The sequence below is a fragment of the Janibacter hoylei PVAS-1 genome, assembly GCF_004025845.1.
Classification (GTDB): domain Bacteria; phylum Actinomycetota; class Actinomycetes; order Actinomycetales; family Dermatophilaceae; genus Janibacter; species Janibacter hoylei.
Genome location: NZ_PIPF01000001.1, coordinates 110,287 through 127,356 on the forward strand (window position 1 = coordinate 110,287; position 17,070 = coordinate 127,356).

Consider the following 17,070-nt stretch of genomic DNA (forward strand, 5'->3'; position numbering starts at 1 on the left):
ACGTGTGGTCTGTGCTGGTCGGCACCACGAACTCCGCGACGAGGTGGCCGTGCGTCAGGCCTCGCCGCGGCAGAGAAGGAGGAGGTTCGCCCGCATGCCCAGCACGATACTCCTCACCTCACGAGACCATGACGCCGGTCACCATGCGGACGAAACACGATCGTTTCACCCGGAAACAGTCCTGCATTCCGAGTGAAACCAGTCCGAAACGGGCCGACCGTGTACTTGCCGCATGGCCCCGAACCCGACACCGAACCCCGACCGCGTTTCCACCCGTGTCGACATCGCGATCCTCGGCGTCCGTAGCGACGCACCGGTCCGCCGTACGGGCGGTGCGGGCCCGAGCGATGACGGCCATTTTGCCATCGATGGCCTCGGAGCCGCACTCCGGCTCGACAGCAGCAGCCCCTACGTCGTCGATCCGGCCGGCCGTCTGACGCTTGACGGCGCGGACCTGGGCCTCGACATCTCCCCCGTCGCCCGCCCCCGCTTCTACGACCTGTCGACGGCGGACGGCGTCGCCTACGACAAGATCGGCAAGCTCCACGGCACCAACGTGCTCGCCACCACCGTCGTGCAGACGTGCGTGCGGTACGCGGAGAGCGAGCGCTGTCGCTTCTGCGCGATCGAGGCCTCCCTCGACGCCGGCTCGACGATCGCCGTCAAGACCCCGGCGATGCTCGCCGAGGTCGCCGAGGCGGCGGTCCGCCTCGACGGCGTGACGAGCATGGTGATGACCACCGGGACGTCGAACGGGTGGGACCGCGGAGCCAAGCACCTCGCCCGATGCGTCCGGGCGGTCAAGGACGCGGTGCCCTCGCTGGAGATCCAGGTCCAGTGCGAGCCACCCGCGGACCTGCAGGCGATCACCGACCTCTACGACGCCGGCGCCCGATCCATCGGCATCCACGTCGAGTCGATGGACGACGCCGTACGGTCCCGCTGGATGCCGGGCAAGTCACGCGTGACCATGGCCGAGTACCGCACGGCCTGGCGGGAGGCGGTCCGGGTCTTCGGCCGGAACCAGGTCTCGACCTACCTGCTCGTCGGGCTCGGGGAGGACCCGGACGAACTCGTCGACGGAGCACGGGAGCTCGTCGACATGGGCGTCTACCCCTTCGTCGTCCCCTTCCGCCCGCTCGCTGGGACCCTCGCGACCGACGTCGACCACGTCCCGGCCCCCGACCGACAGGTCGTCAACGACGTCACGGCCCGCGTGGCGACACTGCTGCGGGACGCCGGGATGCGCGGCGCCGACCAGCGAGCCGGGTGCGCCGCCTGCGGCGCCTGCAGCGCACTGCAGACGGCAGGTGCCTGATGCGGCTCGAGATCCCCTCGCTCATGGGCCCGACGGTGGCCCACGACACGCGAGCCTGGACCATCGGCCGTGCCGACCCCCGTGAGACGGCGGACTACCGGGCCCTGCGCCGCGAGGTCTTCGTCGCCGAGCAACGCGTCCTCGACGTCGACCACGACGATCTCGACGACGACCCGCGCACGATCGTCCTCGTCGCCCGCAGCGCAGACGGCCGAGTGCTCGGCGGCGTCAGGCTGGCCCCCGCCACTCCGGGGCGCGACATCGGCTGGTGGACGGGCAGCCGGCTCGTGGTCCGTCGGGACGCTCGCCAGTCCGGTGGCATCGGGCCCGCCCTCGTCCGCGAGGCCTGCGCCACCGCGCTGCGGATGGGCGTACTGCGCTTCGAGGCGACCGTCCAGGAGCCCAACGAGGTCCTCTTCCGCAGACTCGGGTGGACGGCCTGGGGGGCGACGCGCATCCAGGGCACGCCGCACGTGCGGATGCGCTGGCCCATCACCCGGATCCGCGACCTCGTGGCGGCCACCAAGAGCGAGCTGGGCTCTCTCGTCGGCGACCTGCGGCAGGACAGCCCGTTCGCCCTCGGCGGGGCCGAGTTCCTCGGCGACGACGGAGCCCCTGTCCCCGGCACCGACGTCGTCGCCGCCTGCGACGCGATCCTCCCGGCCCTCGTCGACCGGGACCCCGAGTGGGCTGGCTGGTGCGCCGTGCTCGTCAACGTCAACGACCTCGCCGCGATGGGCGCCTTGCCGGTCGGCCTCCTCGACGCGATCGGCGCACCCTCCCCCGAGATCGCCCGGCGGGTCGTCGGTGGCATCCGCAGCGCCGCCCAGGCGTGGGGTGTGCCCGTCCTGGGCGGCCACACCCAGATCGGTGTGCCCTCCGCGCTCACCGTCACCGCCCTCGGCCGGACGGACGCCCCGGTCCCCGGTGGTGGCGCGCGCCGTGGGGACGACATCTCGCTCACCGTCGACCTGCACGGTCGCTGGCGTCCCGGATTCGAGGGCCGTCAGTGGGACAGCACCTCCACCCGCACCGGCGCCGACCTGCGCGCACTGGGGTCGCTCGTCGCGGGTGCTCGTCCCGCAGCGGCCAAGGACGTCAGCATGGCCGGCATCGTCGGCACGGCCGCGATGCTCGCCGAGGCGTCGGCCGTCGGGGCAACCCTCGAACCGGACTCGATCCCCGCACCGGACGGCGTCCCCTTCGGCGACTGGCTCACCTGCTTCCCCGGCTTCGCCATGCTCACCGCCGACCGCCCCGGGCAGGAGCGGATGACCTCCCCGATCGCGCGGACCGCGCGCATCGGCACCGCCACCGCCGAGCCCGGCGTGCGCCTCCTCTGGCCGGACGGCGTCGAGACCGACGCCGCCTGCCCCACAGCCACCGGGCTCCTGCCCGGTTGATCACCCACCGCACCCCCACGAAAGGCACCACCATGACCAACGACATCGACGCCCAGATCGCCGACAACATCGCCAAGTCGCTCGGCGAGATCCCCCACCCCGCCCTGCCCAAGGGCAGCAACGTGTACGGCTCGACGAAGATCTTCCCCGACTATCAGGCCGAGGACGGGGAGAGCTACTTCACCCTCATCCACGGGATCCCGCACGAGTCGTCGGTGAGCTTCGTCGCCGTCCTCCAGGCCACCCGCGCCCTGCGCAAGGGCTTCGAGTCCGCGATCTACCTATACGGACCGGGCACCCTGGCGGCCACCGCGAACCGCGGGTTCCCGACCTCGGGTGACTCGGGCTTCCCGGGTGAGCTCAACATGAACGACTCGCTCGAGACCTTCATCAAGGAGGGCGGCACGGTCTACTGCTGTCGCTTCGGGCTCGCGCTCCACGGCATCCGCGAGGAGGACCTCATCGAGGGCGTCATCCCCGCGCACCCCCTGGACGTGCAGGACGCCCTCATCCACTACGCCCGCAAGGGCGCCATCATCAACTCCACCTACAACCTCTGAGGCCTGCGATGACCATCAAAATCGCGTCCGTGTCCGCGAACTTCACCCGGGACCTGGAGCAGAACTACGCCCTCATCGCCCAGCTGCTCGACGACGCCCGCGCCGAGGGGGTCTCCTTCGTCGCCTTCCCCGAGGCCGCGATCGGCGGCTACCTCTCGTCGCTCGGCAACCACGGGGACACCCTGCAGACGACCAGCAGGTCCCTGCCGCCGGCGATCCGGCTGGACGGACCGGAGATCCGACGCGTGCAGGAGCTCGCGGGTGACATCGTGCTGACGATCGGCTTCTGCGAGCTCGCCGACGACGGGAGCACCCGCTACAACGCCGCGGTGTGTCTCGACGGCAGCACGATCTACGGCTCCTACCGCAAGGTGCACCAGCCGCTCGGCGAGAACATGTCGTACTCCGCGGGTGACAGCTACCACGCCTTCGACACCCCGGTCGGCCGCGTCGGCATGCAGATCTGCTACGACAAGGCCTTCCCCGAGGCCGCCCGCATGCTCGCCCTCGACGGTGCCGAGATCGTCGTGAGCATGTCCGCATGGCCCGCCGCCCGGACCGCGACGGCGGACAACCTGCAGGAGGACCGCTGGACCTACCGGTTCAACCAGTTCGACATCGCGCGTGCCCTGGACAACCAGGTCTTCTGGATGGCGTCGAACCAGTCCGGCACCTTCGGCTCGCTGCGCTACGTCGGCAACGCCAAGGTCGTCGACCCGGGCGGCAACATCCTCGCCACCACCCTGCTCGGGACCGGGCTGGCGATCGCGGAGATCGACGTCGACGCGACCTTCCGGACCATGCGTGCCGGGATGTTCCACCTGCGCGACCGGTGCCCGCACGTGTACGGCCCGGTGGCCGAGGTCTCGGCGCCGCACGTCGACCGGTGGCGGGAGCTCGCCCATGCCTGAGATGACCTTCTCCGTGCGCTGGCCGGACGGCGCCGAGACCTCGCACTACTCCCCCAGCCTGGTGATGCACGACCACCTCGAGGCGGGTGCCCGGTACCCGCTTGCGGACTTCGTCGCCCGGACGGGCGCGGCCCTGGGCGAGGCCAGCGAGCGCGTGCGCGCGAAGTACGGCATGGCCTGCACCTCGGCCATGCAGTCGCAGCAGACGATCGCGGCCACGGCCGCCCACTACCCGGCCGACGTCCACCCGACGGCCGAGGTCGAGGTGCTCACCATGGAACCGCAGCTCGAGAGGACCGGATCATGATCCCGACCCCAGTCATCGCAGGTGACCACTACGACGCCGTCATCGTGGGAGGCGGGCAGGCCGGCCTCTCGCTCAGCCGCCACCTCGTCGAGAGGGGCATCCGGCACATCGTCATCGAGCGTGACGAGGTCGGCCACGAGTGGCGCGACGGACGGTGGGACGCCTTCACGCTCGTCACGCCGAACTGGCACTGCCGGCTCCCGGGATACGCGTACGACGGCCCGGACCCCGACGGGTTCATGACGCGCGACGAGGTCCACGCCTGGGTGCGGGCGTATGCCGACACCTTCGACGCCCCCGTCGCGCAGGGCGTCGAGGTCGTCCGGGTCGAGCAGCGACCGGAGGGCGGCTTCACCGTCGTCACCTCGGCCGGGGTGCTCACCGCCGACACCGTCACCTCCGCCACCGGTGGGTACCACGAGCCCGTGGTGCCCGACTGGGCGAAGGACGTCCCGGTGTCGGTCACGCAGGTGCACTCGCACGAGTACCGCAACGCGCGCCAGTTGCCGGAGGGGCCGGTGCTCGTCGTCGGCACCGGGCAGTCGGGCACCCAGATCGCCGAGGACCTGCACATCGAGGGCCGCAACGTGCATCTCGCCGTGGGCCGGGCACCCCGTGTCGCCCGGTTCTACCGGGGCAGGGACTGTATGACCTGGCTCGCCGAGATGGGCCTGTACGACGTGCCGGTCACGACGCGCGGCCTCACCAAGCGGGAGTCCACCAACCACTACGTCACGGGGCGCGACGGCGGCCGCGACATCGATCTGCGGCAGTTCGCCGTCGGCGGCATGGCGTTGCACGGCCGGGCGCTCGCGGTCGTCGACGGGGCAGTCCACTTCGACGACTCCCTGGCGAGCAACCTCGACCACGCCGACTCGGTCGCCGAGTCCATCAAGGACGACATCGACCGGTACATCGAGCGCGAAGGCATCGACGCCCCCGTGGAGGCACGCCACACCCCCGTGTGGCAACCACGGCCCGGGGGCAGCAGCCTGGACCTCCGCGACAGCGGCAGCATCGTCTGGGCCGTCGGCTTCCGGGCGGACTGGGGCTGGCTCGGCGAGCTCGGCGTCCTCGACGAGGATGGCCACCCGAGGCACGAGCGCGGTGCCACGTCCGTGCCCGGCTTCCACTTCCTCGGGCTGCCGTGGCTCCACACATGGGGCTCCGGGCGGTTCCACGCGATCGCCCGCGACGCGGAGCACGTGGCATCGCTCGTCGCCGAGGGCGCGGCCGCCCGCGCGGCCTGACGCGTCCCTAGTCTGGGCCGATGAGCACCGTGACGATGGCGGCCGTGGCCGCACACTTCGGACGCGACGTCGAGCGCACTCTCACCAAGCTGTCCAGCATCGTCCAGCAGGCCCGCGAACGCGGCGTCGACCTGCTCGTCCTCCCGGACGCCACGATCGGCGGTTACCTCGGCGATCTGAGGCATCCGGGAAGCACGGGGGTCGACCTCCCTCCGGCCATCGCGCTCGACGGGCCCGAGCTCGCCACCGTCGTGTCGCTGGCGGGCGGGATGACGGTCTGCTTCGGCCTCACGGAGCGCGCCGTCGTCGACGGCGAGGAGGTGCGCTTCAACACCGCGGCCTGCGTGAGCGGCGACGGCCTGCTCGGCGTGCACCGCAAGGTGCACCTACCGCTCGGCGAGGCCGAGGCCTATCGCCCCGGCGACAGCTTCCGGGCCTTCGACACCCCTGTCGGACGGATCGGCATGCTCATCGACTTCGACAAGACCTTCCCCGAGGCCGCCCGCACGCTGGCCCTCGACGGCGCCGAGGTGGTGACCTGCCTCAGCGCGTGGCCCGCCAGCGTCACCGACCGGTCGGACCGGATCCGCAACGACCGCCAGGCCCACCTCTTCGACCTCTACGACTGCGCCCGGGCCGCCGAGAACCAGGTGTACCTCGTGTCGTCGAACCAGACCGGGGTGCTCGGGGGCCTGCGCTTCCTCGGTCAGGCCAAGGTCGTCGACCCCGCCGGCGAGATCGTCGCCAAGACCTGGGCGAAGGGGGGACTGGCCGTCGCCGAGGCCGACGTCAGCACTGCCGTGGCGCGGGCCCGCCGCTCCCTCGACCACATCCACCAGCGCGTGGAGCACGCCTACCGACTCACCACCACCAGCGCCTGACCGTCACCGGCGGCGCACGATCGGACGACCCATGCGTATCGCCCAGCTCACCTACTCCACCAAGCCCCGTGGCGGGGTCGTCCACACGCTCGCCCTGTCGGAGGCACTCGCGGCCCGCGGGCACGACGTCGAGATCTGGACCCTGGGACGGGGCGGTGACCGCGCCTTCTTCCGGGACCTCGACCCGCGCGTGCAGGTGCGGGTCGTCCCCTTCGTCTCTCGCGAGGACGAGAGCGTCGGTGACCGCATCGAGCGGTCCATCGCGGCTCTGGCCGCGGCCTTCGACACCGGCGCGGACGTCGTGCACGCGCAGGACTGCATCTCGGCCAATGCCGTGCTCGACGCCGGCGTCGCGCCCATCCGCACCATCCACCACCTGGACGCCTTCACGACACCTCGTCTGGTCTCCTGCCACGAGCGTGCCATCCACGCCCCGGCCGCGCGCATCTGCGTCTCGCGGGCGGTTGCCGACGAGGTCGAGGCCGCCTACGGCTACCGCGCGGCGGTGATTCCCAACGGGGTCGACGCGGGCCGGTTCGCCCGCGCTGCCGGCCCCGAGGGTGCGCCCGCCCGCGACGCCTGGACCGCCCGGCTGGGCGGCTACGTCCTGGCGCTCGGTGGCATCGAGCCGCGCAAGGGCACGATCGACCTGCTCGAGGCCTTCGCCCGGCTCGACCGCCGCGATCTGCAGCTCGTCATCGGTGGTGGGGAGACGCTCTTCGACTACCGCGACTACCGCGCCCGATGTGAAGCCCGCGCCCGCGAGCTCGGCGTCAGCCCGCTCGTGCTGGGGCCGGTCGACGACGACGAGCTGCCAGCACTCGTCGCCGGCGCACAGGTGCTCGGCTTCCCCTCGACGAAGGAGGGGTTCGGGCTCGCGGCGATGGAAGCACTCGCCGCCGGGGTACCTGTCGTCGCCCGTGACCTCCCGGTGCTGCGGGAGGTCTTCGGGGACACCGTGCGCTACGGCAGCGACGTCGACGGTCTGGCGGCGGCGCTCGACGCTGCGCTGTCCGACCCCCCGTGCCACGCCGAGCCCGGGCGGGAGCTGGCGGCCGGCTACACCTGGGCCGCGGCGGCCTCCGCGCACGAGGACTTCTACGTCCGCCACCTCGACGCGACGACGGCCCGAGCGGTCCTCCCTTCGCGCTGAGCAAGAGAAACCCCGGCTTCGCAGGAGTACCAAACCCTTGCGAAGCCGGGGTTCATCGGGTGACCCGAGAATCGGGTGACGGGTGGGACGAGGCGCCGTCAGCCCTTGCGCGCGACGATCGCCTCGGCGATCTGCACGGCGTTGAGCGCTGCGCCCTTGCGCAGGTTGTCCCCGACGACGAAGAGCGTCAGGCCCTTGCCGTCGGCGACGGACTGGTCGGCGCGGATGCGCCCGACGTAGACGTCGTCCTTGCCGGTCGCCTCGAGCGGGTTGGGCACGGCCGTGACGACGACGCCGTCGGCGGCCTCGAGGATCTCGGTGGCCCGCTCGGGGCTGATCTCCCGCTCGAACTCCGCGTGGATCGCCAGCGCGTGGCCGGAGAAGACCGGGACGCGCACGCACGTGCCCGAGACCCGCAGGTCGGGGATGTGCAGGATCTTGCGCGACTCGTTGCGCAGCTTTTGCTCCTCGTCGGTCTCGAGGGTGCCGTCGTCCTGGACGGACCCGGCGATCGCGACGACGTTGAAGCCGACGGGCACCTCGTAGACCTGCGGGGCCGGCAGCGTCAGGGCGCTGCCGTCGCGGGCGAGGTCCTTGGGGTCGCCGGAGGCGTAACCGCCGCGCAGCTGGCTGTCGAGCTCGGTCAGCCCGGCGCCGCCCGAGCCGGAGACAGCCTGATAGGTGGCGACGCGAAGGGCGACGAGCCCCGCCTCGTCGTGCAGCGGCTTGAGGACCGGCATCGCGGCCATCGTCGTGCAGTTGGGGTTGGCGATGATGCCCTTGGGCAGGTCGTCGAGGTCGGTGGGGTTGACCTCGGAGACCACGAGCGGGACCTCCGGGTCCTTGCGCCAGGCGCTCGAGTTGTCGACGACGGTCGCGCCGGCGGCGGCGACCTTGGGCGCCCACTCCTTGCTCGTGGACCCGCCGTTGGAAAACAGCGCGATGTCCAGGCCGGAGAAGTCGGCGGTCGCGGTGTCCTCGACCGTCACCTCCTCGCCCTTCCACGGCAGGGTCGTGCCGGCGGACCGGGCAGAGGCGAAGTAGCGGATCGAGGTGACGGGGAAGTCCCGCTCCTCGAGCAGCGTGCGCATGACCTGTCCGACCTGGCCGGTGGCTCCAAAGACTCCGATGTGCATGGGCCCAAGGATAGGCGTCGGGGCCTGAACACCCACATCGTGTTCAGGCCCCGGACGCGGTGGAGCAGGTCAGGCGGTCGGCGTCTCGCCCGGCCGCGGGTCCGTCTCTGCCTGCTCGGTGGCTGCCTCTCCCTGCTCGGTGGCCGTCGCCGAGCCACCGTTGCTGGCGTGCAGCACCTTGTCCCGGTCGATGCCCTCGCCGGGCTCGGCGTGGTCGATCGACAGGACGAAGTCGTCCCCGTGCTCCTTGACACCCGCGACGACGGCCTGCTTGAGGGCCTCGACGGCGTAGGCGCGCCGCACCGCCATCGGGTCGGACTGCAGGTCCTTCACGAGCGCGACCGCCATGCCGATCATGATGAGCACGAAGGGCAGGGCCGCGATGATCGTGATCTGCTGCAGACCGGTCAGCGAGTCCTCGCCGCCGATCGTCAGCATGATCGCGGCCACGGCACCGGTGGCCACACCCCAGAAGATCACGGTGAACCTGTTGGGCTCGAGGGTGCCGCGCTCGCTGAGCGAACCCATGACGATCGAGGCGGCATCGGCGCCGGACACGAAGAAGATCGCGACGAGCACCATGACGAGGATCGAGGTGACCCCGGCCCACGGCATCGAGTCGAGCAGCGCGAAGAGCGTGCTCTCCTCGCCGTCGCCGAACTTGTCGAGCGTCGCGCCCATCTCCTGCGCCTTGATCGCGGCACCACCGAAGATCGCGAACCACACGAGGCTGACGGTGCTCGGGACGAGGAGCACGCCGGTGACGAACTCACGGATGGTGCGCCCCCGCGAGATGCGGGCGATGAACATGCCGACGAAGGGGGTCCAGCTGACCCACCACGCCCAGTAGAAGATCGTCCAGCCGGACAGCCACCCCTTGATGCCGGACTCGCCCTGCGCGTTGGTCCGCGCGGCGTACTCCATGAGGTGCTGCATGTAGGTCCCGAGCGAGGTCGGGACGAGGTTGAGGATGAAGATCGTCGGGCCGACGACGAAGACGAAGGCGGCCAAGACGAAGGCCAGCACCATGTTGGTGTTGGACAGCCACTGGATGCCCTTTTCGACACCGGAGACGGCCGAGAAGATGAAGCAGATCGTCAGCACGACGATGATGAGGACGAGGACCGTGTTGGTCACGTCGTCGGCCCAGCCGACGATCTTGGCGCCGGAGGCGATCTGCAGGGCACCGAGGCCGAGCGAGGTCGCGGAGCCGAAGAGCGTGGCGAAGATGGCGAAGATGTCGATGACCTTGCCCACCGGACCGTTGACCTGGCGCTTGCCGATGAGCGGCTCGAAGACCGCACTGATCGTCAGGCCGCGACCCTTGCGGAAGACGCCGTAGCCGATGGCCAGACCCGCGACGGTGTAGATCGCCCAGGGGTGGAGCGTCCAGTGGAAGAGGGTCGTCGCCATCGCGGTACGCGTCGAGCTGTCGTTGCCCGCCTCACCGGTGCCGGGCGGCGGCGTGAGGTAGTGCGCGAGCGGCTCGGCGGCACCCCAGAACATCAGGCCGATGCCCATGCCGGCCGAGAACATCATCGCGATCCACGAGATGGTGCGGAACTCCGGCTCCTCGCCGTCGGCGCCCAGGGGGATGTTGCCGTACTTGCTGGCGGCCAGCCAGATGACGAAGAAGACGAAGCCGGTCGAGGCCAGAGCGAAGAGCCAGCCGGTGTTGGTCACGACCCAGTCGAGTCCGCTCTCCGAGGCGCTGGACAGCGACGAGGTGCTGATGACACCCCACAGGACGAAGGCGACGGACAGCACGGCGGTGATGCCGAAGACGATCCAGTCGATGCCCAGCTTGTCCTGCTTGCGCAGGATGCGCGGCTCGAGGGCCGGGTGGTCCACCCGACGGGTGTCGCGCGGCGGGGCGTTCTTGCCAGAGGGTGGCGGTTGCGTAGGTGCAGTCACGTGTCGTCCGACCCGGACATCGCTGGAGCCGCCCGGGCCGCTCCTCCCAAGTCAGAGTCGGTGGCGTTAGCGGGCAGCATGCTGCCCAGCCACTCACTTTGACCCAAAGCGCACCCGGAGCCCAAATGCCTGTGACCGAGTCGTGACCTCAGAAGCCGAGGCGCTGCAGCTGCTTGGGGTCGCGCTGCCAGTCCTTGGCCACCTTGACGTGCAGGTCGAGGAAGACCTTCTGACCGAGCAGCTCCTCGATCCCGACCCGCGCGGTCGTCCCGACCTCGCGCAGTCGTGAGCCACCGCGACCGATGATGATCGCCTTCTGGCTGTCCCGCTCGACGAAGACGTTGACCCGCACGTCGAGCATCGGATCGTCGTCGGGTCGACCCTCGCGCGGGACGAGCTCCTCGACGACGACGGCCAGGCTGTGCGGGAGCTCGTCGCGGACCCCTTCGAGGGCGGCCTCGCGCACGAGCTCGGCGATCATCTTCTCGTCGTCCTCGTCGCTCACCTGGTCGACGGGGTAGAGCGGCGCGGGCGAGGGCGGCAGGTAGCCACCCAGCACGGCGAGCACGTCGTCGACCTGGTCCCCACGGACCGCGGAGCACGGGACGATGGCGGCCCAGTCGCCGAGCTGGTCGATGGCGATGAGGTGCTCGGCGAGGCGCTCGCGGTCGACCGCGTCGGCCTTCGTCGCGATGGCGACGACCGGCACCCGCTTGGCCCGCTGCAGCTCGGCGAGGTCCTTGGCGATGTAGGTGTCGCCGGGGCCGATCCGCTGGTCGGCGGGCATGCAGAAGCCGATGACGTCGACCTCGAGCAAGGTCTCGCGGACGAGGTCGTTGAGCCGCTCGCCGAGCAGGGTGCGGGGCTTGTGCAGGCCCGGCGTGTCGACGAGCACGAGCTGCTGGTGCTCGCGCGTGACGATGCCACGGATCGTGTGCCGCGTCGTCTGAGGCTTGCTCGAGGTGATGGCGACCTTGTCGCCGACGAGCGCATTGGTCAGCGTCGACTTGCCGGCATTGGGCCGGCCCACCAGGCAGGCGAAGCCCGCCCGCCACTGGGTCTCGTCGGTCATGCGTCGACCTCCTCGTGCTCGTGCCCGTCGCGCACCGGTGCCGTCCTCTCGACGATGACGGTCGCGATCCGGTGCTGTCGTCCGGACATCTTCTCAGCCGTGAGCCGCAGGCCGGCGACCTCGCAGGTCGTGCCGACGATCGGCACCCGGCCGGTGATCTTGCCGATGAGGCCACCGACGGTGTCGACCTCCTCGTCCTCGAGGTCGACGTCGAGCAGCTCGGCGAGGTCGTCGACGTGCAGCCCCGCCGGCACCCGGTATCGGCCGTCGTCGAGCTCCTCGACACCGGGCCCCTCGCGGTCGTACTCATCGGTGATCTCGCCGACGATCTCCTCGAGGATGTCCTCGATCGTCACCAGGCCGGCAGTGCCGCCGTACTCGTCGACGACGATCGCGGCGTGGATCTGGTCGCGCTGCATCTCGCGCAGCAGGTGGTCGACGGGCTTGCTCTCGGGGACGAAGGGAGCCGGCCGCATGAACTGCGAGACCGGCAGATCACGGCTCGTCTCGTCGGCCAGCAGGCGGCGCACGACGTCCTTGAGGTAGAGCAGGCCGACGATGTCGTCGCTCGACTCCCCCACGACGGGGACGCGGGAGAAGCCGGAGCGGATGAAGAGGTTGAGCCCCTTGCGCGCCGGCTTGTCCGACTCGATAGTGATCATGTCGGTGCGCGGGACCATGACCTCGCTGGCCATGGTGTCGCCGAGCTCGAAGACCGAGTGGAGCATGTCGCGCTCCTCGTCCTCGATGAGCGCGGACTCCCCCGCGAGGTCGAGCAGGTCGCGCAGCTCGGCCTCGGAGCGGAAGGGCCCGTCGCGGTAGCCGCGCCCCGGCGTCACCGCGTTGCCGAAGGTGACGAGCAGCCGGGCGAAGGGGCCCAGCACGCGACGCAGCCCGATGACCGCGGGCGCCGCGGCGAGCGCGATCGGCGTGCTGTGCTGCTGCCCGAGGGTCCGTGGGGAGACCCCGACGAGGACGAAGGTGACGACGACCATGATCCCGGCGGAGACGAGCAGCGCGACCCAGGTCCGCTCGACCTGCCCGACGACGACGAGGGTGATGAGCACGGCCGCGCTCGCCTCGGCGATGGCCCGGAGGAAGGCGATGACGGAGATCGGTCCCGCGCTGTCGGCGAGGATCTGGCGCAGGGCGGGTGCCCCCCTTCGTCCCGCGCTGTCGGCCTCCTCCGCGGCGACGCGGGAGGCCGAGCCGATGGCGGCGTCGACGAGGGTGAGGACGAAGGCGGCGACGATCGCGACGACCGCGCCGATGATCAGGGTGGTCACCCCTGGGCCTCCCGGCCGCGGCCGGCGAGGAAGGTGAGCAGCAGCTGGCGTTGCAGCTCGAACATCTCCTTTTCCTCGTCGGGCTCCGCGTGGTCGTAGCCGAGCAGGTGGAGGATCCCGTGCGTCGTCAGCAGGAGCATCTCCTCGATGGCGGCGTGGCCCGCTGCGGCGGCCTGCCGCTCCGCGACCGACGGGCACACGACGATGTCGCCGAGGACCCCCTCGGCGGAGGTCTCGCCCTCGCGACCGGGCCGCAGCTCGTCCATCGGGAAGCTCATGACGTCGGTCGGGCCGGCGAGGTCCATCCACTGCTCGTGCAGGACGGTCATCGTCGCCTCGTCGACGAAGCGGATGCACAGCTCGGCCTGCGGGTGCACGCGCATCTGCTCGAGCACGTAGCGGCTGAGGTCGACGAACTCGACCTCGTCGACGTCGTGGTCGGTCTCGTTGAGCACGTCGATGCTCATCGGCGCTGCCCCTTCGTCGCGTCGTATCGGTCGTAGGCCCCGACGATCTCCCCGACGAGCCGGTGGCGGACGACGTCGGAGGCGTCGAGGTGGGCGAAGTGGACGCCCTCGATGTCGGTGAGGATGCGCTGGACGACCTTGAGGCCGGACTCCATCCCGCCGGGCAGGTCGACCTGGCTCGTGTCGCCGGTGACGACCATCTTCGAGCCGAAGCCGAGGCGGGTGAGGAACATCTTCATCTGCTCGGGCGAGGTGTTCTGCGCCTCGTCGAGGATGATGAAGGAGTCGTTGAGGGTGCGGCCGCGCATGAAGGCCAGGGGGGCGACCTCGATGGTGCCGGCGGCCATGAGCCGCGGGATCGAGTCGGGGTCGATCATGTCGTGCAGGGCGTCGTAGAGCGGCCGCAGGTAGGGGTCGATCTTGTCGCCGAGGGTGCCCGGGAGGAAGCCGAGCTTTTCGCCGGCCTCGACCGCGGGCCTGGTGAGGATGATCCGGCTGACCTCCTTGGCCTGCAGTGCCGCGACCGCCTTGGCCATCGCCAGGTAGGTCTTGCCGGTGCCGGCCGGCCCGATGCCGAAGATCACCGTGTTGTCGCCGATGGCGTCGACGTAGTGCTTCTGCCCGAGGGTCTTGGGCCGGATGGTGCGGCCGCGGTTGGAGACGATGTTCATCGTCAGCACGTCAGCGGGCCGCTCCCGGGTCTGCCCCCGCAGCATGGTGATCGAGCGCTCGATGGCATCGCGGTTGAGCGGCTGGCCGGCCTCGACGATCTCCATGACCTCGTCGAGGAGACGGTCGATGATCGCGAGGTCCTCGGTCGGCCCCTCGAGGCGGAACTCGTTGCCGCGCACGAGGATCTCGGTCTTGGGGAAGGCGCGCTCCATGGTCCGCAGGAGCTCGTCCGTCGGACCGAGGATGTTGACCATCGGCACGTTGTCCGGCAGGACGATCGTCTGCCGGGAGCGGGTGCCGCGCTCGTGCGCGGTGGCGCGCGGGTCGTCGGAGATCGCGTCGAGGGCGCGCAGGTCGGGCTGGTCTGATGGAGGCATCGTGCCGCCGATTCTACGGGCGGCGCCGCGCCGGGACGACCGGATCGGCCTCAGCCCTGCGGCAGCCCCACGACCGGGTCGACGAGGGCCCGCTCCCGCTGCAGCTCAGGGGCGCGGCGCAGGTCACCGGCACGCACCCTGCGGGCGAGGACGAAGGGGGTCAGTCCCGCCGCGGGGTAGCCGTCGGCGACCATCGCCGCCTCGACCGCCTGGAGGAAGGCTCGCGGGTCGCTCGGCCCGAGCTGCCACCAGCCGAAGGGGCTGTCGGTGGGAGCCGGTTGGTACCGGTACCCCTGGGAGAGCGCCTCGGCGACCGGCAGCGACCCGAGTGGGCGGTCGGTCCAGGCGTTGACGACGACGCCCGGGGGCAGGACCGCCTGCTGGCGGGGCAGGGCGAGCGGCATCCGCGTCATCGCGCGGACGCTCGTCGCGATGAAGATGCGGCCGGGGTCCATCGACTCCCAGGGCAGCGCCTCGGCCCGACTCCCCGGGCCGCGGACGACGAGCCCGTGGCGGTGGACGTCCTGCCGGGTGCGGCGGGCGGCCAGGTGGACGACGAGCATGGCCGGGAGGTACACCGCGGCCGCGACGCACCACGCCCCGACGACGAGCGCGAGCGAGGGCCCGCCGGGGGCGAGCCCGGCCACCATCGCGCCGAGCCCGACGCAGACGAGCGCGAGGAGGGCGAGCGAGCGCCCCAGGGCCCGGGCGCCGACCCCGCCCCGGAAGGACGCGAGCAGCGGCCCCATGTCGGCCGGGCCGGCAGCTGACATGCGGGCCAGCGCGGCGTGGTCGTCCGGGGTCCCGCCGGCCCAGGCGTAGTACTGGCGCGTCACGTCCAGCGGCCTCGTGCGCTGATGACCGCGATGGCGGCCGGCCCGGCGGTCGAGGCGCGCAGGACCTGCGCCCCCAGCCGCACGGGCGTGGCGCCAGCGGCGACGAAGGCCTCGAGCTCCTGGGGCGAGATCCCCCCTTCGGGCCCGACGACGAGCAAGACCTCGCCGGAGTCCGGGAGCGGCGCGGTGGCCAGCGGGGTCGTCGCGTCCTCGTGCAGCACGAAGGTCGTCGCGCCCGCGCAGCGCTGGGCGAGGGCGGAGCTCGTGACGAGCCCGTCGACCTGGGGCCACCGGCCGCGCCGCGACTGCTTCGCGGCCCGCTCGACGACATTGGCCCACTTGCGCAGGCCCTTGTCGACCTTGGGGCCCTTCCACCGCACGATCGACCGGTCGGCCTGCCACGGGACGACGGTGTCGACGCCGAGCTCGGTGGCGGCCTCGACGGCGTCCTCGTCCCGCCCGTCCTTGGCCAGGGCCTGCACGAGCGTCAGGCGGAGGGAAGGCTCCGGCTCGTCGGCGCGCTGGAGCACCCGCAGCCGCACCAGCTCTCGGGCGACCTCGGTGACCTCGGTGAGCACGCGGGCGCCCTGCCGGTCGGCGACGAGCACGTGCTCCCCCACCGCGAGCCGCACGACGGCCGCGGCGTGGTGGGCCTCCGGCCCGGTGAGGTCGACGACGTCGGCGACCCCGAGACGGTCGAGGGCACCGGGGTCGACGACGAAGAGTGGTGCGGTCATGGCCCCAATCCTGCCCCTGGTCGGGCCCGCCACAGCGGCGGGTCGTGCGGCGCCCGGCGCGGGAGGGCCTCGCGACCGGCCGGCACGTCGGTCCGGTGCCGCGCCAGGTGGTCGGCGAGCCCGTGCACGGGGTAGCCGTCGGCGACCATCGCCGCCTCGAGGTCACGGACGAAGGCGCCGACGTCGCGCGGGCCGAGCGCCCACCAGACGAAGGGGGTGTCCAGCCGCGGGGCCCGCGGCAACGGGTCGTACCTGCCCCCGAGGCCTCGCCAGTCGTCGACGGCGTCGGGCCCGTCGGTGCCGTTGAGCAGCAGGCACTCCCCGCCGGCCACCCGGCGGCGCCGGGCGAGCGTGACGACGGAGCGGGCAGCCCGGGCGGACGTCGCCCACACCATGCGGCCGGGGTCCATCGTCGCGAAGGGGACCGGGCGCGAGCCGACGATCAGGCCGTGGGCGCGCACCTCGATGCCCCGGCTGTCGTGGGTGGCCGCGAGACCCACCCCGACGAGCACGGCCACGGCCACCCCGATGGCCAGAGGGCACAGGACGGCGGCCGCCGGCAGCGCGCCGAGCACCACGAGCACGGTCGCGGTCGCGACGGCCAGGACCACCACGACCCCGACGACCGCGAGCAGGGCCGCCACGGGACGCGAGGCGGCGGGCACGGTGTGCCGGGCGCGCACCGGCCCGAGCTGCTCAGGGGTGGTGCGCAGCGACGTCTCGAGCGCCGCCGACGCCTGCGGTGTGCCGTCGAGGCCGACGAAGCGGCGCAACATCGCGCGGCGTCCGG

17 protein-coding genes are annotated in these 17,070 nt (G+C 71.7%); 8 read left to right on the plus strand and 9 right to left on the minus strand.

Annotation, left to right across the window (positions count from 1 at the left end; genetic code table 11):
- Positions 1-232 precede the first annotated feature (232 nt).
- From CWN80_RS00585 to CWN80_RS00620, 8 genes are read left to right on the plus strand one after another with little or no spacing between them, the layout of a single operon-like run.
- Positions 233-1,318 carry an MSMEG_0568 family radical SAM protein gene (locus CWN80_RS00585; protein WP_007926312.1) on the plus strand — a complete coding sequence of 362 codons (1,086 nt, stop codon included), beginning with the start codon at positions 233-235 and terminating at the stop codon, positions 1,316-1,318.
- Complete coding sequence (locus CWN80_RS00590; RefSeq protein WP_040880986.1) at positions 1,318-2,721, plus strand: MSMEG_0567/sll0787 family protein; 1,404 nt, start codon at positions 1,318-1,320, stop codon at positions 2,719-2,721. The genes CWN80_RS00585 and CWN80_RS00590 overlap by 1 nt, the downstream gene beginning before the upstream one ends.
- Positions 2,722-2,753: 32 nt before the next feature.
- Positions 2,754-3,281 (plus strand): MSMEG_0572/Sll0783 family nitrogen starvation response protein, encoded by a 528-nt coding sequence (locus tag CWN80_RS00595; RefSeq protein ID WP_007926309.1) that lies wholly within the window; start codon positions 2,754-2,756, stop codon positions 3,279-3,281.
- Positions 3,282-3,310: 29 nt separating this feature from the next.
- Positions 3,311-4,192, plus strand: coding sequence for a carbon-nitrogen hydrolase family protein (locus tag CWN80_RS00600; protein WP_007926307.1), 882 nt, complete (start codon positions 3,311-3,313; stop codon positions 4,190-4,192).
- On the plus strand, positions 4,185-4,499 hold the full coding sequence (locus CWN80_RS00605) for an MSMEG_0570 family nitrogen starvation response protein (RefSeq protein ID WP_007926305.1): 315 nt from the start codon (positions 4,185-4,187) through the stop codon (positions 4,497-4,499). The genes CWN80_RS00600 and CWN80_RS00605 overlap by 8 nt, the downstream gene beginning before the upstream one ends.
- Positions 4,496-5,749 (plus strand): MSMEG_0569 family flavin-dependent oxidoreductase, encoded by a 1,254-nt coding sequence (locus CWN80_RS00610; protein WP_007926302.1) that lies wholly within the window; start codon positions 4,496-4,498, stop codon positions 5,747-5,749. Before CWN80_RS00605 ends, CWN80_RS00610 begins: the two co-directional genes overlap by 4 nt.
- Positions 5,750-5,769: 20 nt before the next feature.
- Positions 5,770-6,630 carry a carbon-nitrogen hydrolase family protein gene (locus CWN80_RS00615; RefSeq protein ID WP_040880914.1) on the plus strand — a complete coding sequence of 287 codons (861 nt, stop codon included), beginning with the start codon at positions 5,770-5,772 and terminating at the stop codon, positions 6,628-6,630.
- A gap of 31 nt (positions 6,631-6,661) precedes the next feature.
- Positions 6,662-7,783, plus strand: a complete 1,122-nt coding sequence (locus CWN80_RS00620) for an MSMEG_0565 family glycosyltransferase (protein ID WP_007926300.1) — start codon at positions 6,662-6,664, stop codon at positions 7,781-7,783.
- 98 nt (positions 7,784-7,881) lie between these two features.
- On the opposite strand, the gene CWN80_RS00625 is transcribed toward CWN80_RS00620, so the two are convergent.
- The 9 genes from CWN80_RS00625 to CWN80_RS00665 all read right to left on the minus strand — a co-directional run bounded on the left by CWN80_RS00625 (position 7,882) and on the right by CWN80_RS00665 (position 17,056).
- Entirely contained in the window at positions 7,882-8,919 is a 1,038-nt protein-coding gene (locus CWN80_RS00625) for an aspartate-semialdehyde dehydrogenase (RefSeq protein ID WP_007926299.1), read from the minus strand.
- 69 nt (positions 8,920-8,988) lie between these two features.
- Positions 8,989-10,770, minus strand: coding sequence for a BCCT family transporter (locus CWN80_RS00630; protein ID WP_007926297.1), 1,782 nt, complete (start codon positions 10,768-10,770; stop codon positions 8,989-8,991).
- A 211-nt stretch (positions 10,771-10,981) separates the two neighbouring features.
- Positions 10,982-11,905, minus strand: a complete 924-nt coding sequence (era, locus tag CWN80_RS00635; protein ID WP_007926295.1) for a GTPase Era — start codon at positions 11,903-11,905, stop codon at positions 10,982-10,984.
- Entirely contained in the window at positions 11,902-13,191 is a 1,290-nt protein-coding gene (locus tag CWN80_RS00640) for a hemolysin family protein (RefSeq protein WP_007926294.1), read from the minus strand. Before CWN80_RS00640 ends, era begins: the two co-directional genes overlap by 4 nt.
- Positions 13,188-13,658, minus strand: a complete 471-nt coding sequence (gene ybeY, locus CWN80_RS00645) for an rRNA maturation RNase YbeY (protein ID WP_007926293.1) — start codon at positions 13,656-13,658, stop codon at positions 13,188-13,190. Before ybeY ends, CWN80_RS00640 begins: the two co-directional genes overlap by 4 nt.
- Complete coding sequence (locus CWN80_RS00650) at positions 13,655-14,707, minus strand: PhoH family protein (protein WP_007926292.1); 1,053 nt, start codon at positions 14,705-14,707, stop codon at positions 13,655-13,657. Before CWN80_RS00650 ends, ybeY begins: the two co-directional genes overlap by 4 nt.
- 50 nt (positions 14,708-14,757) lie before the next feature.
- A complete protein-coding gene (locus tag CWN80_RS00655; RefSeq protein WP_007926291.1) occupies positions 14,758-15,543 on the minus strand; it encodes a hypothetical protein in 786 nt (261 codons plus the stop codon).
- Positions 15,540-16,280 carry a 16S rRNA (uracil(1498)-N(3))-methyltransferase gene (locus CWN80_RS00660; protein ID WP_007926290.1) on the minus strand — a complete coding sequence of 247 codons (741 nt, stop codon included), beginning with the start codon at positions 16,278-16,280 and terminating at the stop codon, positions 15,540-15,542. Before CWN80_RS00660 ends, CWN80_RS00655 begins: the two co-directional genes overlap by 4 nt.
- The gene (locus CWN80_RS00665) at positions 16,277-17,056 is read right to left on the minus strand and encodes a hypothetical protein (protein WP_007926289.1); all 780 of its coding nucleotides are present in this window, start codon (positions 17,054-17,056) and stop codon (positions 16,277-16,279) included. The genes CWN80_RS00660 and CWN80_RS00665 overlap by 4 nt, the downstream gene beginning before the upstream one ends.
- Between the last annotated feature and the right edge of the window lie 14 nt (positions 17,057-17,070).

What these genes read in the sequence shown, in the direction of transcription:
- CWN80_RS00585 (WP_007926312.1), top strand. Translation starts at nt 233, where the DNA reads ATGGCCCCGAACCCGACACCGAACCCCGACCGCGTTTCCACCCGTGTC.
- CWN80_RS00590 (WP_040880986.1), top strand. Translation starts at nt 1,318, where the DNA reads ATGCGGCTCGAGATCCCCTCGCTCATGGGCCCGACGGTGGCCCACGAC.
- CWN80_RS00595 (WP_007926309.1), top strand. Translation starts at nt 2,754, where the DNA reads ATGACCAACGACATCGACGCCCAGATCGCCGACAACATCGCCAAGTCG.
- CWN80_RS00605 (WP_007926305.1), top strand. Translation starts at nt 4,185, where the DNA reads ATGCCTGAGATGACCTTCTCCGTGCGCTGGCCGGACGGCGCCGAGACC.
- CWN80_RS00610 (WP_007926302.1), top strand. Translation starts at nt 4,496, where the DNA reads ATGATCCCGACCCCAGTCATCGCAGGTGACCACTACGACGCCGTCATC.
- CWN80_RS00615 (WP_040880914.1), top strand. Translation starts at nt 5,770, where the DNA reads ATGAGCACCGTGACGATGGCGGCCGTGGCCGCACACTTCGGACGCGAC.
- CWN80_RS00620 (WP_007926300.1), top strand. Translation starts at nt 6,662, where the DNA reads ATGCGTATCGCCCAGCTCACCTACTCCACCAAGCCCCGTGGCGGGGTC.
- CWN80_RS00625 (WP_007926299.1), bottom strand. Translation starts at nt 8,919, where the DNA reads ATGCACATCGGAGTCTTTGGAGCCACCGGCCAGGTCGGACAGGTCATG.
- era (WP_007926295.1), bottom strand. Translation starts at nt 11,905, where the DNA reads ATGACCGACGAGACCCAGTGGCGGGCGGGCTTCGCCTGCCTGGTGGGC.
- ybeY (WP_007926293.1), bottom strand. Translation starts at nt 13,658, where the DNA reads ATGAGCATCGACGTGCTCAACGAGACCGACCACGACGTCGACGAGGTC.
- CWN80_RS00650 (WP_007926292.1), bottom strand. Translation starts at nt 14,707, where the DNA reads ATGCCTCCATCAGACCAGCCCGACCTGCGCGCCCTCGACGCGATCTCC.
- CWN80_RS00660 (WP_007926290.1), bottom strand. Translation starts at nt 16,280, where the DNA reads ATGACCGCACCACTCTTCGTCGTCGACCCCGGTGCCCTCGACCGTCTC.
- CWN80_RS00665 (WP_007926289.1), bottom strand. Translation starts at nt 17,056, where the DNA reads ATGTTGCGCCGCTTCGTCGGCCTCGACGGCACACCGCAGGCGTCGGCG.